Source organism: Bradyrhizobium sp. AUGA SZCCT0160 (assembly GCF_018130105.1).
Lineage (GTDB): Bacteria > Pseudomonadota > Alphaproteobacteria > Rhizobiales > Xanthobacteraceae > Bradyrhizobium.
This window is the reverse complement of the sequence record NZ_JAFCMD010000011.1, coordinates 219,527-243,261: the sequence shown is the minus strand read 5'-3', so window position 1 is coordinate 243,261 and position 23,735 is coordinate 219,527. Positions and strand designations below refer to the sequence as shown.

The 23,735-nt window shown below is 63.0% G+C and carries 20 protein-coding genes; 16 read left to right on the top strand and 4 right to left on the bottom strand.

Features of this window, described 5'->3' with window-relative positions:
• The first annotated feature begins 517 nt into the window (after window positions 1–517).
• Genes JQ558_RS19645 through JQ558_RS19630 form a run of 4 tightly spaced genes read left to right on the top strand, consistent with a single transcriptional unit; the run spans window position 518 to window position 6,589 of the window.
• Window positions 518–2,785: an acyl-CoA dehydrogenase gene (locus tag JQ558_RS19645; protein ID WP_212294605.1), complete on the top strand. Its 2,268-nt coding sequence runs from the start codon at window positions 518–520 to the stop codon at window positions 2,783–2,785.
• The gene (locus tag JQ558_RS19640) at window positions 2,785–4,068 is read left to right on the top strand and encodes an acetyl-CoA C-acetyltransferase (RefSeq protein ID WP_212294604.1); all 1,284 of its coding nucleotides are present in this window, start codon (window positions 2,785–2,787) and stop codon (window positions 4,066–4,068) included. The genes JQ558_RS19645 and JQ558_RS19640 overlap by 1 nt, the downstream gene beginning before the upstream one ends.
• A gap of 2 nt (window positions 4,069–4,070) precedes the next feature.
• The gene (locus tag JQ558_RS19635) at window positions 4,071–6,167 is read left to right on the top strand and encodes a 3-hydroxyacyl-CoA dehydrogenase NAD-binding domain-containing protein (protein WP_212294603.1); all 2,097 of its coding nucleotides are present in this window, start codon (window positions 4,071–4,073) and stop codon (window positions 6,165–6,167) included.
• Window positions 6,164–6,589, top strand: coding sequence for an acyl-CoA thioesterase (locus tag JQ558_RS19630; RefSeq protein WP_212294602.1), 426 nt, complete (start codon window positions 6,164–6,166; stop codon window positions 6,587–6,589). The genes JQ558_RS19635 and JQ558_RS19630 overlap by 4 nt, the downstream gene beginning before the upstream one ends.
• 19 nt (window positions 6,590–6,608) lie before the next feature.
• Here the strand turns inward: JQ558_RS19630 and JQ558_RS19625 are convergent, their stop codons facing one another.
• Window positions 6,609–7,043, bottom strand: a complete 435-nt coding sequence (locus JQ558_RS19625; protein ID WP_212209200.1) for a BA14K family protein — start codon at window positions 7,041–7,043, stop codon at window positions 6,609–6,611.
• A 245-nt stretch (window positions 7,044–7,288) separates the two neighbouring features.
• On the opposite strand from JQ558_RS19625, the gene JQ558_RS19620 reads away from it, so the two are divergent.
• Complete coding sequence (locus tag JQ558_RS19620; protein WP_212273960.1) at window positions 7,289–7,480, top strand: hypothetical protein; 192 nt, start codon at window positions 7,289–7,291, stop codon at window positions 7,478–7,480.
• A 235-nt stretch (window positions 7,481–7,715) separates the two neighbouring features.
• Window positions 7,716–10,445 (top strand): bifunctional diguanylate cyclase/phosphodiesterase, encoded by a 2,730-nt coding sequence (locus tag JQ558_RS19615; RefSeq protein ID WP_212294601.1) that lies wholly within the window; start codon window positions 7,716–7,718, stop codon window positions 10,443–10,445.
• Between the two features lie 48 nt (window positions 10,446–10,493).
• On the opposite strand, the gene JQ558_RS19610 is transcribed toward JQ558_RS19615, so the two are convergent.
• The gene (locus JQ558_RS19610) at window positions 10,494–11,636 is read right to left on the bottom strand and encodes a hypothetical protein (RefSeq protein WP_212209203.1); all 1,143 of its coding nucleotides are present in this window, start codon (window positions 11,634–11,636) and stop codon (window positions 10,494–10,496) included.
• A gap of 238 nt (window positions 11,637–11,874) precedes the next feature.
• Here JQ558_RS19610 and JQ558_RS19605 point away from each other — a divergent pair, with 238 nt between their 5' ends.
• The gene (locus tag JQ558_RS19605; RefSeq protein ID WP_212209204.1) at window positions 11,875–12,705 is read left to right on the top strand and encodes a DeoR/GlpR family DNA-binding transcription regulator; all 831 of its coding nucleotides are present in this window, start codon (window positions 11,875–11,877) and stop codon (window positions 12,703–12,705) included.
• Between the two features lie 174 nt (window positions 12,706–12,879).
• Window positions 12,880–13,263 (top strand): RidA family protein, encoded by a 384-nt coding sequence (locus tag JQ558_RS19600; protein ID WP_192738495.1) that lies wholly within the window; start codon window positions 12,880–12,882, stop codon window positions 13,261–13,263.
• 70 nt (window positions 13,264–13,333) lie between these two features.
• Here JQ558_RS19600 and JQ558_RS19595 read toward each other — a convergent pair whose 3' ends face one another.
• On the bottom strand, window positions 13,334–14,041 hold the full coding sequence (locus JQ558_RS19595) for a glutathione S-transferase family protein (RefSeq protein WP_212294600.1): 708 nt from the start codon (window positions 14,039–14,041) through the stop codon (window positions 13,334–13,336).
• A 104-nt stretch (window positions 14,042–14,145) separates the two neighbouring features.
• On the opposite strand from JQ558_RS19595, the gene JQ558_RS19590 reads away from it, so the two are divergent.
• The 8 genes from JQ558_RS19590 (at window position 14,146) to JQ558_RS19555 (ending at window position 22,439) form a co-directional block, all read left to right on the top strand.
• On the top strand, window positions 14,146–14,463 hold the full coding sequence (locus JQ558_RS19590; RefSeq protein ID WP_212273964.1) for a helix-turn-helix domain-containing protein: 318 nt from the start codon (window positions 14,146–14,148) through the stop codon (window positions 14,461–14,463).
• Between the two features lie 219 nt (window positions 14,464–14,682).
• Window positions 14,683–16,224, top strand: a complete 1,542-nt coding sequence (gene glpD, locus JQ558_RS19585) for a glycerol-3-phosphate dehydrogenase (protein WP_212294599.1) — start codon at window positions 14,683–14,685, stop codon at window positions 16,222–16,224.
• A complete protein-coding gene (locus JQ558_RS19580) occupies window positions 16,221–17,366 on the top strand; it encodes an ABC transporter ATP-binding protein (protein WP_212294598.1) in 1,146 nt (381 codons plus the stop codon). The genes glpD and JQ558_RS19580 overlap by 4 nt, the downstream gene beginning before the upstream one ends.
• Before the next feature lie 12 nt (window positions 17,367–17,378).
• Entirely contained in the window at window positions 17,379–18,464 is a 1,086-nt protein-coding gene (locus tag JQ558_RS19575) for an ABC transporter ATP-binding protein (protein ID WP_212209212.1), read from the top strand.
• Window positions 18,464–19,366 (top strand): carbohydrate ABC transporter permease, encoded by a 903-nt coding sequence (locus JQ558_RS19570; protein ID WP_212209213.1) that lies wholly within the window; start codon window positions 18,464–18,466, stop codon window positions 19,364–19,366. Before JQ558_RS19575 ends, JQ558_RS19570 begins: the two co-directional genes overlap by 1 nt.
• Window positions 19,366–20,172, top strand: coding sequence for a carbohydrate ABC transporter permease (locus JQ558_RS19565; protein ID WP_212209289.1), 807 nt, complete (start codon window positions 19,366–19,368; stop codon window positions 20,170–20,172). Before JQ558_RS19570 ends, JQ558_RS19565 begins: the two co-directional genes overlap by 1 nt.
• A 69-nt stretch (window positions 20,173–20,241) precedes the next feature.
• A complete protein-coding gene (locus tag JQ558_RS19560; RefSeq protein ID WP_212209214.1) occupies window positions 20,242–20,568 on the top strand; it encodes a DUF2160 domain-containing protein in 327 nt (108 codons plus the stop codon).
• A gap of 74 nt (window positions 20,569–20,642) precedes the next feature.
• Window positions 20,643–22,439 (top strand): ABC transporter substrate-binding protein, encoded by a 1,797-nt coding sequence (locus JQ558_RS19555; RefSeq protein ID WP_211997756.1) that lies wholly within the window; start codon window positions 20,643–20,645, stop codon window positions 22,437–22,439.
• Between the two features lie 181 nt (window positions 22,440–22,620).
• On the opposite strand, the gene JQ558_RS19550 is transcribed toward JQ558_RS19555, so the two are convergent.
• Window positions 22,621–23,721: an alkene reductase gene (locus JQ558_RS19550; protein WP_212294597.1), complete on the bottom strand. Its 1,101-nt coding sequence runs from the start codon at window positions 23,719–23,721 to the stop codon at window positions 22,621–22,623.
• Between the last annotated feature and the right edge of the window lie 14 nt (window positions 23,722–23,735).

Sequence of the window (23,735 nt, the reverse complement as noted above, 5' to 3'; positions counted from 1 at the left end):
GAGAGCGCGTCATAAGCCGTAAAGCCATTGCGCAGGGAATGTCGGATGCTCTCCGCTGCCCTGTATGCTCGTGTGCAGCTTTCTTAGCACAATCGCACACGAGACCGCGGGTGCAGCGCGCATCCGGCATTCCCTGCGCCCTCTGAGTTGAAGGGCGAAGCGATTTGCAAAGCTTCGGGCGCAATGCGTCGCGAGAACGAAGACACACATCCAGTGTCGTCACCCGCGCAGGCGGGTGACCCAGTATCCCAGAGACGTCGATGCTACACCGAGAGGCCGCGGCGTACTGGATCACCGCCTGCGCGGGTGATGACAGCTAGTATGGGGTGGCAGTGTGGGAGGGATCAAGAAGGCCAGCGGTACACAATCAGACTCCCGGAACTGACACGCCCCACAGCCGTTATCTCCCGCCGCCCGTCCGCGTCAATTTCGCCCTATTTTCAAGGCGAAGTGTTCACCCAAACCCCGCATCATCCGCTAAAATAGCCTTCCGCGCCGCCGATCCATGAGGACCGCCATGAGCTTCCGCCGCGATTTCATCACCAAGCCGATTTTCTCCTGGGCCCGCGGCGTGTTGCCGTCGATGTCCGACACCGAGCGCGAGGCGCTGGAGGCCGGCGACGTCTGGTGGGACGCCGATCTCTTCACCGGCAATCCCGACTGGTCGAAATTGCTTGGCTACGCGCCGGCGACGCTGACGGCGGAAGAAGAAGCCTTCCTGCACGGTCCGGTCGATGAACTCTGCGCGATGCTCGACGACTGGAAGATCAATTGGGAATGGCGCGACCTGCCGCCGGAGGCGTGGGCCTTCATCAAGCGCCACAAATTCTTCGGCATGATTATTCCCAAAGAGTATGGCGGCCTCGGCTTCTCGCCCTACGCGCATTCCGAAGTGGTGCGCAAACTCTCATCGCGTTCGCTCACCGCCGCCGTCACCGTGATGGTGCCGAACTCGCTTGGGCCCGGCGAACTCTTGATGCGCTTCGGCACCAAGGAACAGCAGCTGCAATGGCTGCCGCGGCTGGCCGATGGCCGCGACATTCCCTGCTTCGGGCTGACCAGCCCGGAAGCCGGCTCCGACGCCGCCTCGATGATCGACACGGGCATCATCTGCAAGGGTCAGTTCGAAGACCGCGAAGTGTTGGGGCTGCGCCTTAACTGGCACAAGCGCTATATCACGCTCGGCCCGGTCGCGACGCTGCTCGGCCTCGCCTTCAAGGCCTACGACCCCGATCATCTGGTGGGCTCAAAGGAAGAGCTTGGCATCACCGTGGCGCTGATCCCGACGCATCTTCCGGGCGTCGAAATCGGCAAGCGCCATCTGCCGGCGATGCAGGTGTTCCAGAACGGCCCGAACTGGGGCCGCGATGTCTTTATCCCGATGGACTTCATCATCGGCGGCCAGGAGCGGCTCGGCCAGGGCTGGAAAATGCTGATGACGGCGCTCGCCGCCGGCCGCGGCATCTCGCTGCCGTCACTGTCGGCCGCCGGTGCGGCCTATGCCGCGCGCACCTCTGGCGCCTATGCCCGCATCCGCGAGCAGTTCGGCATCTCCATCTCAAAATTTGAAGGCATCGAGGAGCCGCTGGCGCGCATCGCCGGCACGGCCTATTTGCTCGACGCCGCGCGGCGGCTGACCTGTGCGGCGCTCAACCAGGGCCATCATCCCGCGGTCATTTCCGGCATCATGAAGCTGCACGCCACCGAGCGGATGCGGATTGCGATCGACGACGCCATGGACATCCACGGCGGCAAGGCGGTCATCGACGGCCCGCAGAATTATTTGGGCCATCTCTATCGCTCGGTGCCGGTCGGCATCACCGTCGAAGGCGCCAACATCCTGACCCGCAATCTGATCGTGTTCGGGCAGGGCGCGATCCGCGCCCATCCCTATCTGCTCGACGAGATGAACGCGCTCGGCGAGCAAGACCGCGCCAAGGGGCTGGATGCTTTCGACAAGGCGTTCTGGAGTCACGTCGGCCATAGCTTCAAGACCATGTTCCGCGCCTGGGGTCGAAACTGGACCGGTGGCATGTTCGCGCCTGCGCCGGACGCAGGCGATGCGACCAAATTCTATCGCCAGCTCTCGCGCTACGCGTCGGCCTTCGCGCTCTGCGCCGACATGGCGCTGTTGACCTTGGGCGGTGCGCTCAAGCGCAAGGAAATGCTCTCGGCCCGGTTCGGCGATATCCTCTCCGAACTCTATTTGCTCTCGGCCGCGCTGAAGCGCTGGCAGGACGAAGGCCGCCAGCAAGCCGATTTCGCCGCACTGGAATGGTGCATGGCCAGCGGCTTCAAGACCATCGAAAATCGGTTCGCCGAAATCCTCAATAATCTGCCCAATCGCTTCGTCGCAATCATCCTGAAATTCCTGATCCAGCCGTTCGGGGCGCGGGTGGTCGGGCCATCAGACCGGGTCGTCCATCTCTGTGCACAGCTGGTGCTGTCGCCATCGGCGGCGCGTGACCGGCTGACGGCGGATTTGTCACATGTCGATGACGATCGCGGCGTTGCCCGGCTGGAAAAGGCGTTCCTGCTGGTGACCGCCGCAGAGGGCGCCGCGAAGCAACTGCACGCCGCGCGGCTGCATGACTGGAAAGAGGCGGTGCAGAAGGGCGTCATCACGCAATCCGAGGGCGAAAAGCTCGCGGCTGCGCATGAAGCTGTCGCAAAAGTGATCGAGGTCGACGATTTTGCGCCGGAGGCGCTGTCGCCGATTTACAGGAAAGCCGCCGACGTGCATCAATTCTTCCAGGAATTGGGTGAGCAGAGGGCGGCGAGCTGATGGCGCGACCGGTTTTTATTGTCGACGGCAGCCGGACGCCGTTCCTGAAAGCGCGCTCCGGCCCCGGGCCCTTCACCCCGGTCGATCTCGCGGTGCAATGCGGCCGGCCGCTATTGGCCCGGCAGCCCTTTGCGCCCACTGCCTTCGATCAGGTGTTTTTGGGCTGCGTCAACGTCATTGCCGACGAGATGAACCCGGCGCGGGTCGCAGCGCTGCGGCTCGGCATGGGCGAAAAAATGGTCGCCTTCACCGTGCAGATCAATTGCGGCTCCGGCATGCAGTCGATCGACACGGGCTACCGCTACATCCGCGAGGGCGTCTCCGACCTGATCCTGGCCGGCGGAGCCGAGGCGCTGAGCCACGCGCCGCTGGTGTGGCCGCAACAGGGCGTGCGCTGGTTCGCCGGCCTTGCCGGTGCCCGGGGTATCGGCGCCAGGATCATGGCCGCGCTCAAGGTGCGGCCGTCTTATTTCAAACCGATCATCGGCCTCGAACGCGGGCTGACGGATCCCATCACCGACCTCAACATGGGCCAGACCGCCGAGGTGGTCGGGCATCTCTTCGGCATCACCCGCGCGCAATCCGATGCCTATGCCGCCGAGAGCCACAAGCGGCTCGCCAATGCCCAGAGCCAGGGCTGGCTGAAGGGCGAGGTCGAAACCGCCTTTGCCCGCGACGGCAAATTCTATGACCATGACGACGGCGTGCGGCCGGATTCCACGGCCGAGACATTGGCAAAACTGAAGCCGGTGTTCGAACGGCCCTGGGGCAAGGTCACCGCCGGCAATTCCTCGCAGATCACCGACGGCGCGTCCTGGGTGATCCTCGCTTCCGAGAAAGCCGTTGCCAAGCATGGCCTGACGCCGAAGGCCGTCATCCTCGACAGCCAATGGTCGGCGCTGGATCCCTCGATCATGGGCCTCGGTCCGGTGCTGTCGGCGACTGAACTGTTGAAGCGCAACGAGTTGACGCTCGGCGATATCGAAACCTGGGAATTGAACGAGGCCTTTGCGACCCAGGTGCTGGGCTGTCTTGCAGCCTGGAACGACGAAAAGTTCTGCAGGGAGATTCTGGGCCTCGATGGTGCGGCCGGTGCCATCGACCAGACCAAAATGAATGTCGATGGCGGCGCGATCAGCCTCGGCCATCCCGTCGGCTGCAGCGGCAACCGCATCGTGCTGCATCTCGTCAATGCCATGAAGCGGTTGGGTACACGGCGCGGCATCGCCACCGAATGTATCGGCGGCGGGCAGGGCGGCGCGATGCTGATAGAGACGGTGTGATCATGGAATCAAGGATCATGGACGTTCTCGGCGATCGCGTGCTCGAACTCGGGCCGACACCCGATGCGGGCGGGTCGTACAAAAATTTCAAGCTGACCCGCGACTCCGATGGCATCGCCTGGCTGCTGTTCGACCGCGAAGGCGCCAGCGCCAACACGCTGTCGGCTGATCTGATCGAAGAGCTCAACAAGGTGATTGGCGAGCTGGAAAGCGCACGGCCTGCGGGCCTCGTGATCCGCTCTGCGAAAACATCCGGCTTCATCGCCGGCGCTGATGTCAACGCGTTTCGCGGCGCAAGCGATGTGTTGGCCGTCGAGACCGAAATCGGCCGGGCGCATAAGGTGATCGACCGGCTCGAGGCGCTGCGCTTGCCGACGGTCGCCGTGATCCACGGCTTCTGCCTCGGCGGTGGCCTGGAGGTTGCGCTGGCCTGCCAGATGCGGATCGCGATCGATGATGCGCGCTTCGGCTTTCCCGAGGTGATGCTCGGCCTGCATCCCGGTCTCGGCGGCACCGTGCGTTTCACGCAGCTCGTCAATCCGATGCAGTCGATGCCATTGATGCTGACCGGCAAGACCATCGACGCCCGCAAGGCCAAATCGCTGGGTCTGGTCGACGCGGTGACGCAGGAGCGGCACGTCCGCAGCGCGGTGAAGGATGCCGTGTTCGGACGGCTGAAGCGCGCCGCACCCGGCGTGCTCACCTCGGTCCTGAACTGGGAGCCGGTGCGCAAACTCCTCGCCTCGCGGATGCGCGGCGAGGCGGCCAAGGCGGCACCGCAGGAACATTACCCCGCGCCCTATGCGTTGATCGATCTCTGGGAACGATACGGCGGTGACAGATATGGCATGCTGCGCGCCGAGCAGTCCTCGTTCGCCAAATTGATGGTGACGCCGACGGCGCAGAACCTGATCCGGGTGTTCTTCCTGCGCGAGCAGATGAAGAAGCTCGCCGGCAGCGGCAACAAGATCAACCACGTTCATGTCATCGGCGCCGGTGCGATGGGCGGCGATATCGCGGCCTGGTGTGCAGGTCAGGATATGCGGGTGACGCTGGCAGACATGAAGCCCGAACCGATCGCCGGCGCGATCAAGCGCGCGTCTGACTTGTTCGGCAAGATCCTGCGCAAGCGCACTAGCGTGCGCGATGCGCTGGATCGATTGATGCCCGACATGGGCGGCGAGGGTGTCCGCAGCGCCGATCTCATCATCGAGGCGGTGCCGGAAAAGCTGGCGCTGAAGCAGAAGGTTTATGCCGGGCTCGAGCCCATCATGAAGCCCGGCGCGATCCTTGCCACCAACACGTCGAGCATACCGTTGCAGGATCTGCGCACCAGTCTGCAAAAGCCGGAGCGGCTGCTCGGCCTGCATTTCTTCAACCCGGTATCACGGTTGCAGCTCGTCGAAGTGGTCAGCCACGACGGCACCGATGCGCAACTCCTGAAGGAGGCGCTGGCGTTCGTCGGCGCCATCGACCGCCTGCCGCTGCCGGTCAAGTCTTCGCCGGGCTTCCTCGTCAACCGCGCGCTGACCCCCTACATGCTCGAAGCGATGGTGATGCTCGACGAGAAGATCGACAAATCCGTCATCGACGCTGCGGCGAAAAAATTCGGCATGCCGATGGGCCCGATCGAGCTCGCCGACCAGGTTGGCCTCGATATCTGCCTCGATGTCGGCGACATGCTGCGCTCGAAATTCGGCGACGCCCTGCCGCCGACGCCGGCGTGGCTGCGCGAAAAGGTCGCCAAGGGCGAACTCGGCCGCAAGTCCGGCAAGGGATTTTACGTCTGGAAGGACGGCAAGGCGGACACGTCGTCGGCCGCGCCTTCCACGACGGAGCCATCGGCGGAAATGATCGATCGGTTGATGCTGCCGATGTCGAATGTCTGCGTCGCCTGCTTGCACGAGGGCATCGTCGACAATGCCGATGTGGTCGACGGCGCCGTCATCTTCGGCACCGGCTATGCGCCGTTCCGCGGCGGCCCGCTGAATTATGCCCGTACACGCGGCGTGGACAATGTGGTCTCGACATTGTGGGCGCTGACCGAAAAATTCGGCGGCAGGTTCACCCCCGATGCCGGCTGGGAGAATTTCAAGTGACCGAGACGCATGCTCCGCTGAGCACCGAAACCGAACCGCGCGGCGATCTCTGCATCCGCACGCTGGCGATGCCGGCCGACACCAACGCCAACGGCGACATCTTTGGCGGCTGGCTGCTCAGCCAGATGGATATCGGCGGCGGCGTGTTCGCTTCCAAGATTGCGAATTCCCGCACCGTCACGGTTGCAATCGATGCGATGAATTTTCGCAAGGCCGTCTATGTCGGCGACCTCGTCTCGGTGCACGCCAATCTGGTCCGGATCGGCCGGACCTCGATCACGGTCCATCTCGAGGCTTGGTCGCTGCGCCGCGAGGACCGGCAGTCGATCCTGGTGACCGACGGCAATTTTACCTACGTCTCGATCGACGAGCAGGGCCACCCGCAGGTCATCCAGCGGGATGGCGCGCCGATCGCGACCTGAATCTTATGGGACCTGAATCTTATGGGCAGGGACGCTCGTAACCGTCACGGCCGATGAACGTGCCGCGGCGCGGATCATAGCTCCGCGAGCGCATGCAGCGCGGCGTATCGTCATAATACTGCTGCGGCGGCGGCGCGACGTATTGCGCTTCCATGCCGCAATAACGCGGCGAAACGGCGACCCAGCCGCCGGGCTGCTCCACATAGCAGCCGTTGTTGTAATAGCGGTAGCCGCCCGGGCGCGGCTCGCCCTGGGATGCAATCGCAGCTCCCGTGCCGGCGCCGATGATGGCGCCTGCCGCCGCACCGCCGCGTCCACCGAGGGCGCCGCCGACGACACCGCCAAGCACGCCACCGACGATCGCGCCGCCGATCGCATCCTGCGCCACGGCCTGCTGGACCGGTGCGCAAATCGCGAGGGCCAGAAGCGTCGTAACCGCCAATTTCGATACCATGTCCGTTCTCCGGCCTGTTTGTCGCAAATCACTGGATTCGCGGGGAACACTGGCGGCGGCTTTGTCGCAGGTCAAGCCTGCGGAGCGGCCGTTTTTCCTACGAATCCGTATTGCACCGGCCTTGCCGGGCGCTGATTCGCCAGACAATCGTTGATGACGTTTCCGTGTGGGCGCGCCTTCCGGGCTGAGGAACATTTCGGCAGGCGCTCCGTTATTTGCGCGGAATGCCATCGAGGCTGGAAAATATGTCGGATACCTACATTATCGAAGTCGGTTCGCAGACCGCCGGGATCGTCGTGCGTGGCCCCGGCGGGTACCACTTCTTCGCGGCCTCTCGTCGTTTCGACCAGCTGGAAGGCCAGCTGTTCCGCAATGCCCGCGAAGCCGAGCGCGCGGCGAGGCGTCTTGCTATCGGCGATCTGACGCTGGCCGCGTGAAGCAGCCGTCCGTCGTCGTGGGACGATGATGCTCAGAACGGCTGCAAGGCCGGCGGCATAGATTCGGCATTTCCGGTCCGTATTAGTACCGACCAGGTTCACCGCCGGACGGACACCGCAGCGCGTTGGAACTGCGCTGATTTCCGACGATTTTAAGCTCACCCTTTACCAAGGTTTTTTACGCGCAATTTCCTTCCCGCAGCTAGCCTTGCCGACCAATCGGTATGGCGCCCTGATGAATATTCGCAGGTATCTTCGACGGTGGTTTTACATCGGCAGCGCCGCCACACCGGCGGGCGGTGCGTTGCTCATCGAGCAGTTCCGCATTCTGACGAGCCAAATTCCCGTCCTCTATGCCGTGCTGATCGTCGAGAGCGTCAGCGTCTCCTACGTCTTGCCGGCCACGCTGCCGCTCTGGTTCCGCTTTGGCGTGCCGGGTACGCTGCTGCTCGTCAGCGTGATCAGGATGATCTACTGGATCAAGCTGCGGAAGGTGGTGCCGACGGCCGAACAGGCGCTCAAGCATCTGTTCAAGACCCGCATCCTGGCGTCCGCGCTCAACGCCGTCTTCGCGGTCTGGACCCTGGTGCTGTTCGACAACGTCGAGGCGGACTCACGCGCGCCATTGGCGCTGCTGGTCTTTCTGGGGTCGGTCGGAAGCGCCTACTGCCTCGGAAGTTTCCCGAGCGCCGCCCGGCTCACGCTGCTGATTTCGGCGGTCCCGATCTCGCTGCGGTTGCTGATCTCGGGTGAAGCACTGCACGTTTGCATCGGCATCAATCTTTGCATGCTGGTGGTGTTGTTGATCCGGATGATCAACACCAACTACGCCGACCTGGTGAATCTCGTCGCCTCGCGCGCGGACCTCGCCGTCGAAGGCGAACGGGCGCGAAGCGCCGAGCTGGCGGCCCTTACGGAACAAGCCAATGCGCGCGAGATCGCCGACCGTTTCGATTCGGCGCTCAACAACATGTCGCAGGGGCTTTGCTTCTTCGACGGTGCGCAGCGGCTCATTGTGTGTAACCGCCGCTACGTCGACATGTACGATTTGCCGCCGGACAGCGTCAAACCTGGTATCTCGCTCAGAGAGATCGTCCATCTGCGGTTCGAGGCGGGAAGCCATCCCGCGATGACCGAGGAGGAATACCTCGCCTGGCGCGATCAGCTTGTCGTCAGCGCGGAGCAGCACGACTCGGTTGTTGAACTGGCCAATGGCCGCGTTTTCCGGATTTGCCACCGGCCGATGCCGGATCGCGGCTGGGTGGCGACGCACGAAGACATCACCGATCTGAGGCGTCGCGAAGCCTCGTTCCGCCTGTTGTTCGAGGAGAATCCGCTTCCCATGTGGGTGGCCGACGTCAATACGCTTGAGCTTCTGGCCGTCAATGCCGCGACCTGCCGGCACTACGGCTACTCGCGCGAGCAGATGCTGTCGATGAATGTCGAGAATCTGCGTATTCCCGAGGACATCAGGAAGGTTCGCGACGAGTTCCGCCAGCATCAGGGCATGCAGACGGCGCATGATACCCGCCGTCACGTCACGGCCGATGGAAGAATAATCGAGGTGGCGATCGAGGCGCGTCCGCTGCGCTACAACGGCCGCGATGCCTGCGTTGCGGTGGCGTTCGACATGACCGATCGCAAGCGCGCGGAACAACGGATCCTGCATCTGGCCTGGCATGACGCACTGACGGATCTGCCGAACCGTGCCGCGCTGGATGGTCATTTTTCGAAGGTGCTCGACGCGGCCCGGGAACGCAGCGGAAGCTTCGCGGTCCTATGCATCGATTTTGACCGCTTCAAGCAGATCAACGATCTGTTCGGGCATTCGATGGGCGACGCGGCGCTGCGCGAAGCTTCGCGGCGTCTCCAGATGGCGTCACAGGGCGCCTTCCTGGCGCGGGTCGGCGGGGACGAATTCATCGCGATCACCGAACAGGATCCGCTGCCATCGAGTGCGGAACTGCTCGCCGACCGGCTGCGCGGCGCGCTGGACCTGGATATCGAGATCGACGGCCATTCGTTCGAGCTTGATCTCAGCATCGGGATCGCGGTCTATCCCCGCGACGGCAATGACGCGCGGTCGCTGTTCGCCAACGCAGATGCGGCGCTCTATCGCGCCAAGCACGAAGGCCGCGGGGCGATACGGTTCTTCACCGCCACGATGGATCAGCAGCTGCGCGACCGCCGGGCGCTGGAACACGATCTGAAATCGGCCGTCGCAAACGGCGAGCTCTATCTGGAGTATCAGCCGCAGCGGCATGCCAGGGGCGAGATCATCGGATTTGAAGCGCTGGTGCGCTGGATGCATCCGCAACGCGGCCTGGTTCCGCCCGCGGAGTTCATCCCGATCGCCGAGGAAACCGATCTGATCGTCGAGATCGGGGAGTGGGTCTTGCGGGAGGCATGCCGCGAAGCCGCGTGCTGGAAGGCGCCGCTGCAGGTCGCCGTCAACGTCTCGGCGATTCAATTCCGCCGCGGCAATCTGCAGCAAATGGTAGGCGATGTTCTGCGCGAAACCGGTATCTCGCCGGCGCGTCTCGAACTCGAAATTACCGAGGGCGTGCTGATCGAGAACGTTGCACGTGCGACGCTGATGCTGAAAGGCCTCAAGAGGCTGGGCGTCAGCATTGCACTGGACGATTTCGGAACCGGATATTCCTCGCTGTCCTATCTGCAAAGCTTCCCGCTCGACCGGATCAAGATCGACCGGTCCTTTATCGCCAGTCTTGGCCGCACCGATCGATCGCTGGCGATCGTTCGCGCCGTCATTGGTCTCGCCCACGGGCTTGGACTGCCGGTGCTGGCGGAAGGCGTCGAGACCAATGATCAGCTCAGGACGCTGATATCAGAGGGATGCGATGAAATGCAGGGCTATCTGGTCGGGCGTCCGCGCCGGATCGAAGTTTATGCCAATCTGCTGGGCCGCAGCGATGCAGCCGGCCACATCCGCACTGCGACATAACTCAAAGGCGTCTCGCGGGCCGCGCGGGAAAGAGCGCCGGAGCCGCGTTCAGCTCTGACCGATCAGCCGCTTGCAGAATGCGGCGCTATCGCTGATCGCATCGCGGCCCTTCCAGGCCAGGCCGGACAACAATCCATTGCCGCGCGCGCCGCGCAGTTGCAGGATGTGGCCGACTTCATTGGGAAACCGGCTCACTTCAGTCTCCACATCGGCCACGATGGCGCTCCTGATGTCGCGCAGCCGCGCGCCCCACTCGGAGGCGGCGAGTTCGCGGATGGCGGCCTGCACCGCTGCTTCTGTCTTGTCGATGTCGGCCAGGATGTCGCGCGCGTCGACGACACGGTTTTTCTTCAGGGCAACGCGCAAGGCGATGCGTTTGTCGTCGATCTGGTCAAGCACCATCGAGACGGATATCGCATAGGGCGTCGCTGCGACGTCGGTTGCGCGCCGGCTGCGCGCGGGTTTGGTGGCAAGACGGAGCAACTCGCGGGGCGTCTTGAGACGTCCAGCAACCAGCGCCAGTGCAAACGGCACCGCGGCGGGATCCTTTTTGCGGAATGCATCCAGCAGCGCCGTGACCTTGTCGACCTGCGCGTCGTTGAATTTGGGAATCTTTTCCGGCAAGGCTTTGCCGAATCCTGCCAGCGCCTCGCGTGCGCGCAGCGCGCCCATGATCTTGACGAGGTCGCTATAGACCGACGGCGAAGCCGTGTAGGCGGCAAGCTTGCTGCGTGCGCGCTCCGCGCCATCGGCCGAAGCCAGGTTTCCCTCCAGCGATTTTGCGACCTTGGTCTGGAAGATCGTTGCCGCCTGCTGCGCGTCGCGCGGGCGGTTGGAGGCGATAAACCCCTTCATCTGGTCTTCGTAGTCGCGGGCCATGATCGGCAGCAGATCGCGGTTGATCCATTCCCAGATCGGAACGAGTGAACTCCGCGCAATCCGGCCCGTATTGGCATGCTCCGGCGCACCCGCGACGACCAGCGGCTCCAGCGGCGCGAAGAAATATTTGGATGGCGTTGGAGCTTCGTTCGGTCCGTCCGGGCGCAGTTCGGCCCGCAGCCTGGCCTGCAGGTCTGCGGTGCCCGGCATGTCGACGCCGCACGCCTCCAGCCGCTCCAGCTCGGTGAGCAGGCAGCTGCGCGTCAGCGGGCTCAACCGCTGGAGGAATTCCCAGATTCGATCGACCCGCATCGCAGCGATTTTCCGATATCTGCCCGTTTTCCGGGCCAGCGACGGCAATGCAATCACAAAACCGTTAAGAACGGCAAAATCGCACCGGTAAAATGCGGCTGGCGCAATCCCAATGGGCTTATGATGCCTCTCGCACGCCATTTAAACAGATGGTTAACCATGATGTTCGGGCGCGCCGCGTTGACCGGAACCACAAACCACCGCACGATAAGAAACGTTTTCCCCTGAGGTGCCACCCGTGGCCGGACTGTCCAACCGCCAGACTGAAATTCTCAACATCGCTCGCGCCTTTGGCCGGGTGATGGTGGAGGATCTCGCCAAGCGTTTCGAGGTTTCGGCTCAGACCATCCGCAAGGACCTCAACGATCTCTGCGACCAGCGCTCGCTGACGCGGATCCATGGCGGCGCCATCATCGCCTCCGGCGTCGAGAACCTCGCCTATGAAGCGCGCCGCTTCGTCGCCGCCGAGGAGAAGCGGGCAATCGGCATTGCCGCCGCCTCGCGGATTCCGAACGGCTGCTCGCTGTTCATCAATATCGGCACCACGACCGAAGAAGTCGCCAGCGCGCTGACCTCGCATGAGGACCTGCTCGTCATCACCAACAACCTCAACGTAGCGATGCTGCTGTATCGCCATCCGCGCATCGAGGTGATCGTGGCGGGCGGGGCGGTGCGCCGCGCCGACGGCGCGGTGATCGGTTCGACCGCGATCAGCCTGATCGGCCAGTTCAAGGTCGATTACGCCATCATCGGCGCCTCCGCGATCGACGAGGAGGGAGCGCTGCTGGATTTCGACTACCGCGAAGTGCAGGCCGCGCAGGCGATCATCGCGAACGCGCGCAGCGTGATGCTGGTCGCCGACTCGACCAAGCTTAGGCGCAGCGCGCCGGTGCGCATCGCCCATCTCAGCCAGATCCAGACCTTCGTGACCGACGCCGCGCTTCCCGCCGGCCTCGCCAACATCTGCCATACCCGCGGCATCGAGGTGGTCGAGGCGATGGACAAGCCGGCGCCCGATATCGATGAGCCGGTGGCAGAGACGGCATTGACGGTCACGCGGCTGCGCTAGACGCGGAAAGTACTAACCTTCACTTCGTTCCAGCATGAAAAGGCCCCGGCATCGTCCGGGGCTTTCACGACAATTCTGACTTGAAATAGAAAATCTAATCCAGCAGTGCAGGAAAAATGGTTTGTGCTGGATCGACCGGTGCACGAGGTTCTCTCAGGAAAAGGGAGAACCGAAATGCAAATCCGACGCATCAATTCCGAAGCGGCCCTCGTGCCGACGACTGGTTATAGCCAGGCGCTTGAGGTCGCCGGTCACACCAGGATGCTTTTTGTGAGCGGCCAAATCCCGGCCGCGGCTGACGGCACGGTGCCCGAGGGCTTTGAAGCGCAGTGCAGGCTCGCCTGGAGCAATGTCGAGGCGCAGCTCAAGGCCGCCGGCATGACGCTCGACAATCTGGTCATGCACCGGACCTACCTCGCGGATCGGCGCTACACCATGCTCAATCGCGCGGTGCGAAGCGAGGTCCTTGGCAGCCGGGAAACCGCGCTGACCGTCGTCATCGCCGGAATCTTCGACGAGGCCTGGCTGCTCGAAATCGAGGCCGTCGCCGCGGGCTAGGCGATGGACAAGCCGGCCCCGATATCGATGAGCCGGTGGCGGAGACGGCCTCGACCGTCACGCGGATGCGCTAGCTGGCGCCGAAGCGCTTGATGATTTTCTCCAGTGGGATTTGCCCGAGGCAGGCGCCCGAACCGGCGGGCGTTTCGCCGTCCTCGATGGCCTGGGCGTAACGCACGTCCGCATCCGCTTCGATCCGGTGGCGCAACGCGGCCAGCCTGGGATAGGCAGCACCGTCGATGGCCTGATGGAATTCCGCCCAGCGCGCCACGCCGATCAGCGTGGTATCCGCCAGCGTCAGGCAATCGCCGACGAGAAAGTCGGTGTCGCCGATCATCGCTTCCAGCTGATCGTGACGTTTGGCTACGGCCTGGCGGCCGAAGTCGCGCAAGGTCGCCAGCAGCGCGGGTTCGGCAGAAGCCATCTCGAACGCCGCCCACAGCGGGGTGAAGGCGGCGGTGAAGCCGGTATTCACGAAGGCCGTCAGCTGGTGCATGCGGTCGGCTTCGGGTGAGTGCGGGTCGAAGCTGATGCGGCGTTCGATGTCGCGGGCCTCGAGCCATGCGGCGATGGCCATCGTCTCGGTCAGCAAGCGGCCTTCGCCGGTGATGAGCACGGGCGTTTCCTGACGGCCGTTAATGCGGGCATAGCCGTCGTTCTTCATGTCGGCGAGCATGTCGACACGGCAGAGGCGGTAAGGTTGGCCGACGCGTTCAAAGGCAGCGACGAGCCCCATCGAGCTTCCCGCCGGGAAGCCGTAAAGCAGAATCGGTTCCATCGTTTTCTTTCCGTGATTGGAGGGTGTGCTGCGCAGCGCGACTGGTACATAGGCGATGGCGGCCCCATGTAAATTAGGCACTATTCTGTAACCAGGTCCGGCTCATGAAAGACGCTGTTTCACGCTGCCCCATCGAAGAGACCATGCGGGTGCTCAGCGGGCGCTGGCCCACGCTGCTGCTCTATTATCTCAAGGATGGCACCAAAAGGTTCAGCGATCTCAGGCGCGACAATCCGACGGTGTCGCACCGAATGCTGGCGCTGGAGCTGCGTAAGTTGCAGGACGCCGGGATCGTGCGGCGCACCGCCCACGACGGCTACCCGCTCCGCGTCGACTACGATCTCACCGAGGCCGGTCTCGAACTGGTGCCGCTGATCGATGCCTTGGGGGCCTGGTGGGAGGGACGGAGGACGACGGCCTAGGCCGGGCATCACGAGTTTCGCTACGAAGCCCCTGTCTTCTTCATCGGCTGCATTTTGAGTGAGGCTCTGGCGGGGCGCCCTTGCGTTCGTCTCGAACGATGAAGTTGGGCAAAACGCCCCAGTTCCCGTTTTCATCTTGCTTTCGTTTTTCTTTGTGATTAACTCCGATCCGAAAGTTAAATCGCCGAAGTGAAGAGGCGATCGCCGGGGAAGCGTCTGTTGGATCGGATATTCGACCTCGCCATTATCGGAGGCGGCATCAACGGCTGCGGCATCGCGCGCGATGCGGTGGGCCGGGGCAATTCCGTTTTCCTTTGTGAAATGAATGACTTGGCGAGTGGGACGTCGTCCTGGTCAACCAAGCTGGTGCATGGCGGGCTGCGCTATCTCGAATATTACGAGTTTCGTTTGGTGCGCGAGGCGCTGATCGAACGCGAAATCCTCTGGCAGATCGCGCCTCACATCATCCGCCCGCTGCGTTTCGTTTTGCCGCACCATTCGGGGTTGCGGCCGGCATGGCTGCTGAGGCTAGGGTTGTTCCTGTACGACCACATCGGCGGCCGTCATCTGCTGCCGCCGACACGTTCGGTCGATCTCGCGCATGACGAGGTCGGAAAACCCTTGATCGCCAACCGCTACAGCAAAGGTTTTGAGTACTCCGACTGTTTTGTCGATGACGCGCGCCTGGTCGTGCTCACGGCGCGGGACGCGGCCGATCGCGGCGCCGAGATCCGCACGCGCGCGCGGGCGGTCGAGATTACGCAGGTCGATGGCGTCTGGCACGTCACGGTCGAGGATACGCAAAGCGGCACACGCACCACGATCCAGGCGCGTGCGCTGGTCAATGCGGGCGGGCCCTGGGTCGAACAGGTGCTGTCGTCGGGATCGGGCGTCAATGCGCGCGCAAAGGTTCGCCTGGTGCAGGGCTCGCACATCGTGGTGCGCAAGCTCTACGACCACGACCGCGCCTATATTTTCCAGAACGCCGACGGCCGCATCATCTTCGTCATTCCCTATCAGGACGATTTCACGCTGATCGGCACCACCGATCGCGATTACGACGGCGACCCGGCCAAGGTGAAAGCCTCCACCGAAGAGATCGCCTATCTCTGTGCCTCCGCCAGCGAGTATCTGGCAAAGCCGGTGAAGCCGGAGGACGTGGTCTGGACTTATTCGGGCGTGCGTCCGCTCTATGACGACGGCGCCAGTGAAGCGAAAGCTGCGACCCGCGATTACGTCTTCGAGCTCGATACGCCCGGCGGCGCGCCGCTGCTGTCGATCTATGGCGGCAAGATCACGACCTATCGGCGGCTGGCCGAAGAAGCACTGGAACGGCTGGCGCCCTATTTACGCAGTTCAAAGAAAGAAGGCTGGACCGGCAAGGCCGCGCTGCCCGGCGGCGACATGGATGTTTCCGCAATCGCGGCGCTGACGGCGGAACTGACGCGGGACTATCCGTTCCTCATTCCCGCACATGCCAAGCGGTTAGCGCATGCCTACGGCACCCGCGCCAGCAAGGTGCTTGGCAACGCGAAATCGGCGGCCGATCTCGGCCAGTCCTTTGGCGCGACCTTGACGGAGAGCGAAGTCAGGTACCTGATGTCGGCCGAATGGGCCTGCACCGCCGAAGACGTCGCGTGGCGCCGCTCCAAGCTCGGATTGCGGCTGTCCGCGGGCGAAATCGCCGTCCTCGATGAATGGATGGCCGCCCATCGCGCGTCCGGTGAACGCCCCCTGCGTGAAGCGGGAGGACGGACATGAGCGTCACGCTCGAACACGTCACACGAACCGTCGACGGCATCGCGACCATCCGCGATGTGTCGTTGACGCTTGAGCGCGGCACGCTGAGCGTACTGCTCGGGCCGACGCTTTCCGGCAAGACCTCGATCATGCGGCTGCTCGCCGGGCTCGACAAGCCGGGATCAGGCCGGGTGCTGGTCGACGGCAACGATGTCACCGGCTTCGACGTGCGCAAGCGTTCGGTCGCGATGGTCTATCAGCAGTTCATCAATTATCCCTCGCTGACGGTCTATGAGAACATCGCCTCGCCGTTGCGGGTGCAGGGCAAGCCGCGCGCGGAAATCGAAAAGCGCGTGCAGGAGGCGTCGCGCCTCCTGAAGCTCGAGCCGTATCTGCACCGCACGCCGCTGCAACTCTCCGGCGGCCAGCAGCAGCGCACTGCGATTGCACGCGCGCTGGTCAAGGGCGCGGATCTGGTGCTGCTCGACGAGCCGCTCGCCAATCTCGATTACAAGCTGCGCGAGGAGTTGCGCACCGAATTGCCGCGCATCTTCGAGGCATCGGGCGCGATCTTCGTCTATGCGACCACCGAACCCTCCGAAGCCCTGCTGCTCGGCGGCCGCACCGTCTGCATGTGGGAAGGCCAGGTGCTGCAGGCCGGCGACACCCCGAAGGTCTACCGGCATCCCGATACGCTGCGTGTGGCGCAGGTGTTCTCCGATCCGCCGCTCAACATCGTCCACATCGAAAAGAAGAACGGCACGGTGCAATATGCCGGCGGCATCCAGGCGCCAGCCAGCGGGCTTTATGCCTCGCTTGCCGATGGGCCCTATCGCGTCGGCTTCCGCGCCCATCAGCTTGAAGTCGCCAATGGCATCGCCGGCCGCCACGCGTTTCAGGCCACCGTCACCGTGACGGAGATCACCGGTTCGGAAAGCTTCGTGCATCTTAGCCGCGACGCGTCGAACTGGGTCGCGGTGCTGCAGGGCGTCCATGAGTTCGAGCCGGGCCACGTGCTCGACGCCGTGCTCGATCCCGACAATCTTTTCGTGTTTGACGCTGCCGACCGCCTGGTCGCGGCGCCTAACCAGCCCATAGCGTTTTCAAGCGAAGTGCATAGCGGTTCGCGTGAAGAAAACGCGTCCAAAAACAAGCACGCGTGAGGGAGATGCCGTATGGCCCGCATTGACCTCGTCGATCTCGCACATTCCTACGGCGGCAATGACGCCGCGCCCGAATCATTTGCGCTGAAGCCGGTGACGATGACCTGGCGGCAGGGCGGCGCCTATGCGCTGCTCGGGCCATCCGGCTGCGGCAAGACCACGCTGCTCAACCTGATTTCCGGGATCGTGACGCCGTCGCGCGGCCAGATACTGTTCGACGGCGCCGATATCACACCGCTGTCAACCCAGAAGCGCAATATCGCGCAGGTGTTCCAGTTTCCGGTGATCTACGACACCATGACGGTCGGGCAGAACCTCGCATTCCCCTTGAAGAACCGCGGCGTCCCGAAAGCCGAAATCGACGCGCGCGTGAAGCAGATCGCCGATCTGCTCGACCTCACGCCGCATCTCGATCGCAAGGCAACGCGGCTGACCGCCGATGCCAAGCAGAAGATCTCGCTCGGCCGCGGCCTGGTGCGATCAGACGTTGCCGCGATCCTGTTCGACGAGCCGCTGACGGTGATCGATCCCGAATTGAAGTGGCAGTTGCGCTCCAAACTCAAGGCGCTGCATCGCGACCTCGATCTCACGATGATCTACGTCACCCATGACCAGACCGAGGCGCTGACCTTTGCCGATACGGTGGTCGTGATGCATGACGGCAGGGTGGTGCAGAGCGGCACGCCGGCCGAGCTGTTCGACAAGCCCGCGCATACCTTCGTCGGCTACTTCATCGGCTCGCCCGGCATGAACATCGTGCCGGCCGAGGTGAGGGGCCGCGAGGCCCGGATCAGCGGCCATCCGATCGCGCTGAACCGCAGCTATGACAAGCTGCCGCCGGGCGCGAAGATCGAAGTCGGCGTGCGTCCGGAATTCGTCGACGTCGCGGCACCCGCGCCGGGATTGCTGTCCGCCAATATCGATCGCATCGACGATCTCGGCCGTGTCCGCTTCGCGCGCGTGCGGATCGGCGACGCCAAGTTCGCCGCGCGCGTGCCGCCGGGGTTTTCGGTCTCCGGCGAAACCGCCGGACTGGTTTTCAATCCGTCGCATGTTCACGTCTATGCCGACAGCCGTCTGGTAGAGGGGACAGCCTGATGGACAAGACGATCAACCAAAAAGCCTGGTTCCTGGTGCTGCCGGTGTTTCTGGTGGTCGCATTCTCCGCGATCCTGCCGCTGATGACGGTGGTGAACTATTCGATGCAGGACACCTTCGGCAACAACCAGTTCTTCTGGAACGGCGTCGGCTGGTTCAAGGAACTGCTCGATCCATCGACCGATCTCGGTGGACGGTTCCTGGCCTCGCTCGGCCGCAATCTGCTGTTCTCGGTCATCATTCTTGCGATCGAGGTGCCGCTCGGGATCGTGGTCGCGCTGTCGATGCCGCGCGACGGCTGGAGCGTCGCCGCCTGCCTCGTGATCCTGGCGCTGCCGCTATTGATTCCGTGGAATGTGGTCGGCACCATCTGGCAGATATTCGGACGGCCCGACATCGGCCTGCTCGGCTACACGCTGAACAGCCTCGGCATCAACTACAACTACGTCTCCAACGAGTTCGACGCCTGGGCCACCGTCATCGTGATGGATGTCTGGCACTGGACCAGCCTGGTCGCACTGTTGTGCTACGCCGGACTTAAGTCGATCCCCGACGCCTATTACCAGGCGGCGCAGATCGACGGCGCCTCGCGCTGGGCGGTGTTCACGGCGATCCAGTTGCCGAAGATGAATCGCGTACTGCTGATCGCGGTGCTGCTTCGCTTCATGGACAGTTTCATGATCTACACCGAGCCGTTCGTGGTGACCGGCGGCGGTCCCGGCAACTCGACCACCTTCGTCTCGATCGAACTGGTCAAGATCGCGCTCGGCCAATTCGACCTCGGCAAGGCCGCCGCACTCTCGCTGGTCTACAACCTCATCATCCTGATCGTGTGCTGGGTGTTCTATACCGTGATGACAAACGCCGGGGCCGAGCGCCCGGTCAAACAGGGAGCTGAATGATGCATTCGATTCCCGGACGCCGCGTCATCCTCATCACCTTCCTGATCTTCCTGCTGTTGCCGATCTACTGGCTCGTCAACATGAGCTTCAAGACCAATGCCGAGATCGTCTCCACCATGACGCTGTGGCCGCACCAGCCGACGCTGGAAAACTACAGGCGCATCTTCACCGACGAGAGCTGGTATTCCGGCTACATCAACTCGCTGACCTATGTCCTGATCAACACCGTGATCTCGATCGCGGTGGCGCTGCCGGCGGCCTACGGCTTTTCGCGCTACCGTTTTCTCGGCGATAAGCACCTGTTCTTCTGGCTGCTGTCGAACCGGATGGCGCCGGCGGCGGTCTATGCGCTGCCGTTCTTCAATCTCTATTCGGCGATCAATCTGTTCGATACGCCGTGGGCAGTGGCGCTGGCGCATTGCATCTTCAACGTCCCGCTCGCGGTCTGGATCCTCGAAGGGTTCGTCTCGGGCGTGCCACGCGAGATCGATGAGACGGCGTTCCTCGACGGTTACTCGTTCCCGCGCTTCTTCATCAAGATCCTGGTGCCCTTGATCGCGAGCGGCATCGGCGTCGCGGCCTTCTTCTGCTTCATGTTCTCCTGGGTCGAACTGCTGCTGGCGCGCACGCTGACGTCGGTGAACGCCAAGCCGATCTCGGCGATCATGACCCGAACGGTCTCGGCCGCCGGCATGGATTGGGGCCTGTTGGCGGCGGCCGGCGTGCTCACCATCATCCCCGGCGCCCTGGTGATCTGGTTCGTCCGCAACTACATCGCGCGCGGCTTCGCGCTCGGGCGGGTTTAGCGCATGATCCCGAAAAGTGGACACCGGTTTTCGGACAAGATCATGCGCAGGCATGAGGACTAACGCACCATGGAACACATCGCATGGATGGCCTGGACGCTCCCGACCGCGATCTTCTTCGTGCTGCTGTCGCTGACGCTGGGCGTCATGACCTGGCTTGCGGCGGCGTATCCCGAGGCCGAGCGCGTCGGCGTGTTGCAGATTCCGACAACGCGCGGCGACCGGCTGTTCATCTCGCTGGTACTCGCCGCGGTCATCCACCTGTTGTGGATCGCCTTTGTCGGCACCGATGCGATCGCGACGCTGCCGATCGGAGAGGGCGTTGAGATATCGAGCCTGTGGCTCGCTACCGTGATTTCGCTTGTTTCGGCCGTGGTGGTTTTCCGCACCGTCTGATGAAGCGAAAAAAGACAGATCCGGGATCAACCCGGGCCTGAAAATTGTTTGTCGCTGCAACCGGAGGACTCAACATGCGACGTTTTAGAGGAAGGAACGGCCCATTGACCAAGGAGAGCTTTCTGACGATGACCAGCGCGGCTGCGCTGATCGCGGCTTCCGTGACGATCGCCGCACCTGCTCGCGCGGACGATGCGGTCAATCAGCGCTGGATCGACAGCGAATTCCAGCCCTCGACGCTGTCGAAGGCCGACCAGCTGAAGGAACTGCAGTGGTTTGAAAAGGCCGCCCAGCCCTTCAAGGGGATGGAAATCAACGTGGTGTCGGAAACCATCACCACGCATGAATATGAATCCAAGACCCTGGCGAAGGCCTTCACCGAGATCACCGGCATCAAGCTCAAACACGATTTGATCCAGGAAGGTGACGTGGTCGAGAAGCTGCAGACCCAGATGCAGTCCGGCAAGAACGTCTATGACGGCTGGATCAACGACTCCGATTTGATCGGCACCCACTTCCGCTACAACCAGACGGTCGTGCTGTCGGATTACATGACCGGCGAAGGCAAGGACGTCACCAATCCCAATCTCGACGTCAACGACTTCATCGGCAAGTCCTTCACGACGGGACCGGACGGCAAGCTCTATCAGCTGCCCGTCCAGCAGTTCGCGAACCTCTATTGGTTCCGCTACGACTGGTTCTCCAATCCCGACTACAAGGCCAAGTTCAAGGCCAAGTATGGCTACGATCTCGGCGTTCCCGTGAACTGGTCGGCCTATGAGGACATCGCAGAGTTCTTCACCAACGACATCAAGGAGATCAACGGCACCAAGGTCTATGGTCACATGGACTACGGCAAGAAGGATCCCTCGCTCGGCTGGCGGTTCACCGATGCCTGGCTGTCGATGGCCGGCAACGGCGACAAGGGCATCCCGAACGGCAAGCCGGTCGACGAATGGGGCATCCGCATGGAAGGCTGCCGTCCGGTGGGTTCATCCGTCGAGCGCGGCGGTGACACCAACGGTCCGGCGGCGGTCTATTCGATCGCCAAGTATCTCGACTGGATGAAGAAGTATGCCCCGCCGCAGGCGCAAGGCATGACCTTCGGCGAAGCCGGACCGGTACCGGCGCAAGGCAACATCGCCCAGCAGATCTTCTGGTACACCGCTTTCACCGCCGACATGGTGAAGCCCGGTATTGCCGTCGTGAACGCCGACGGTTCGCCGAAGTGGCGTATGGCGCCGTCGCCGCACGGCTCGTACTGGAAGGAAGGCATGAAGCTCGGCTACCAGGACGCCGGCTCGGCGACGCTCCTGAAGTCGACCCCGGCGGACCGCCGCAAGGCGGCCTGGCTCTATCTGCAGTTCATCACCTCCAAGACGGTGAGCCTGAAAAAGAGCCATGTCGGTCTCACGTTCATTCGTGAATCCGACATCTGGGACAAGTCGTTCACCGAGCGTGCGCCGAAGCTCGGCGGCCTGATCGAGTTCTACCGCTCGCCCGCGCGCGTGCAGTGGACCCCGACCGGCAACAACGTGCCTGACTATCCGAAGCTCGCGCAATTGTGGTGGCAGAACATCGGCGATGCGTCGTCCGGTGCGAAGACGCCGCAAGCCGCGATGGACGCCCTGGCGGCAGCCCAGGACTCCGTGCTTGAGCGTCTGGAGAAATCCAACGTGCAGGGCGCCTGTGGTCCGAAGCTGAACAAGAAGGAGACCGCCGAATTCTGGTTCGCCAAGTCGGAGAAGGACGGCAACGTCGCTCCGCAGCGCAAGCTGGCGAACGAGAAGCCGAAGGGCGAAACCGTCGACTACGACACGCTGGTGAAGTCGTGGCCGGCAACACCGCCGAAGCGGGCAGAAGCCAAGTAAGCCTCGCGATTACGAGTGATGCAAAAACTGAAGGCCGGGAGCGATCCCGGCCTTTTTTCTTGTCATTGCGAGCGTAGCGAAGCAATCCATAGTGCGGCATAACGGATAGATGGATTGCTTCGTCGCTGCGCTCCCTTGCGCAAACGCTTTGCGTTTGTCGCAGGCAATGACGCCGATAGACCTACTCCGCTGCCTGCTTCGCCCCGAGCGTCGGATAATCCGTATATCCCTTGGCGCCGCCGCCATAGAACGTCGCCTTGTCGAATGCGTTCAGCGGCGCGCCCTTCTGCAGGCGCTCGACCAAATCGGGGTTGGAGATGAACGGTTTTCCGAATGCGATCAGGTCGGCGGCGTCAGCGTCGAGCACCTTTGTCGCCAGATCGAAATCGTAGCCGTTGTTGGCGACATAGGCCTGCTTGAAGCGCTTGCGCAACGAACCATAGTCGAACGGTGCGATGTCGCGCGGGCCGCCGGTGGCGCCCTCAACGACATGGATGTAGGTCAGCTTCAACGCGTTGAGCCCATCCACGATGTGGTCGAACAGCGGCTGCGGATTGCTATCGGAGACATCATTGGCGGGCGTCACCGGCGAAATGCGGATGCCGGTGCGCTCGGGGCCGGCGACCGCGGCCACCGCCTTCGATACTTCCAGCATCAATTTGGCGCGGTTCTCGATTGAACCACCATAGGCATCGGTACGCTTGTTGGTGCCGTCTTTGGCGAACTGGTCGAGCAGGTAGCCGTTGGCGCCGTGGATTTCGATGCCGTCGAAACCGGCGGCGAGTGCATTCTCGGTGCCGCGCTTGAAGTCTTCGATGATCCCTGGAATTTCCGACAGCTCGAGCTCGCGCGGCTCGGAGATGTCGGTGAAGGTGCCGTTGACAAAAGTCTTGCCCTTGGCGCGGATCGCGGACGGAGCCACCGGCTTGCCGCCGCCGGGCTGCAATGAATCGTGCGAGATGCGGCCGACATGCCAGATCTGGATGAAGATGCGCCCGCCGTTTTCATGGACGCGGTCGGTGACCTTGCGCCAGCCCGCAACCTGCTCCTTCGAATAGATGCCGGGCGTGTCCTGATAGCCCTGGCCCTGCTGCGAGATCTGGCTGGCCTCGGTGATCAGCAATCCCGCGGAAGCGCGCTGGCCGTAATAGTCGATGGCAAGCTCGCTCGGCACAAAGCTGCCAGGCACTGCGCGGTTGCGGGTCAGCGGCGCCATGACGAGGCGGTTCGGCAGCGAGATTCCGCCAAGCTTGTAGGGCTCGAATAGTTTGGTCTGGCTCATGAAGGGATTTCCGA

Bases quoted from the DNA above. Each gene is read 5' to 3' on its own strand.
- JQ558_RS19580 (WP_212294598.1), top strand. From the start codon at position 16,221: ATGAGCGTCACGCTCGAACACGTCACACGAACCGTCGACGGCATCGCG.
- JQ558_RS19570 (WP_212209213.1), top strand. From the start codon at position 18,464: ATGGACAAGACGATCAACCAAAAAGCCTGGTTCCTGGTGCTGCCGGTG.
- JQ558_RS19575 (WP_212209212.1), top strand. From the start codon at position 17,379: ATGGCCCGCATTGACCTCGTCGATCTCGCACATTCCTACGGCGGCAAT.
- JQ558_RS19590 (WP_212273964.1), top strand. From the start codon at position 14,146: ATGAAAGACGCTGTTTCACGCTGCCCCATCGAAGAGACCATGCGGGTG.
- JQ558_RS19560 (WP_212209214.1), top strand. From the start codon at position 20,242: ATGGAACACATCGCATGGATGGCCTGGACGCTCCCGACCGCGATCTTC.
- JQ558_RS19555 (WP_211997756.1), top strand. From the start codon at position 20,643: ATGCGACGTTTTAGAGGAAGGAACGGCCCATTGACCAAGGAGAGCTTT.
- JQ558_RS19600 (WP_192738495.1), top strand. From the start codon at position 12,880: ATGCAAATCCGACGCATCAATTCCGAAGCGGCCCTCGTGCCGACGACT.
- JQ558_RS19635 (WP_212294603.1), top strand. From the start codon at position 4,071: ATGGAATCAAGGATCATGGACGTTCTCGGCGATCGCGTGCTCGAACTC.
- JQ558_RS19615 (WP_212294601.1), top strand. From the start codon at position 7,716: ATGAATATTCGCAGGTATCTTCGACGGTGGTTTTACATCGGCAGCGCC.
- JQ558_RS19565 (WP_212209289.1), top strand. From the start codon at position 19,366: ATGCATTCGATTCCCGGACGCCGCGTCATCCTCATCACCTTCCTGATC.
- JQ558_RS19620 (WP_212273960.1), top strand. From the start codon at position 7,289: ATGTCGGATACCTACATTATCGAAGTCGGTTCGCAGACCGCCGGGATC.
- JQ558_RS19595 (WP_212294600.1), bottom strand. From the start codon at position 14,041: ATGGAACCGATTCTGCTTTACGGCTTCCCGGCGGGAAGCTCGATGGGG.
- JQ558_RS19550 (WP_212294597.1), bottom strand. From the start codon at position 23,721: ATGAGCCAGACCAAACTATTCGAGCCCTACAAGCTTGGCGGAATCTCG.
- JQ558_RS19625 (WP_212209200.1), bottom strand. From the start codon at position 7,043: ATGGTATCGAAATTGGCGGTTACGACGCTTCTGGCCCTCGCGATTTGC.
- JQ558_RS19610 (WP_212209203.1), bottom strand. From the start codon at position 11,636: ATGCGGGTCGATCGAATCTGGGAATTCCTCCAGCGGTTGAGCCCGCTG.
- JQ558_RS19645 (WP_212294605.1), top strand. From the start codon at position 518: ATGAGCTTCCGCCGCGATTTCATCACCAAGCCGATTTTCTCCTGGGCC.
- JQ558_RS19640 (WP_212294604.1), top strand. From the start codon at position 2,785: ATGGCGCGACCGGTTTTTATTGTCGACGGCAGCCGGACGCCGTTCCTG.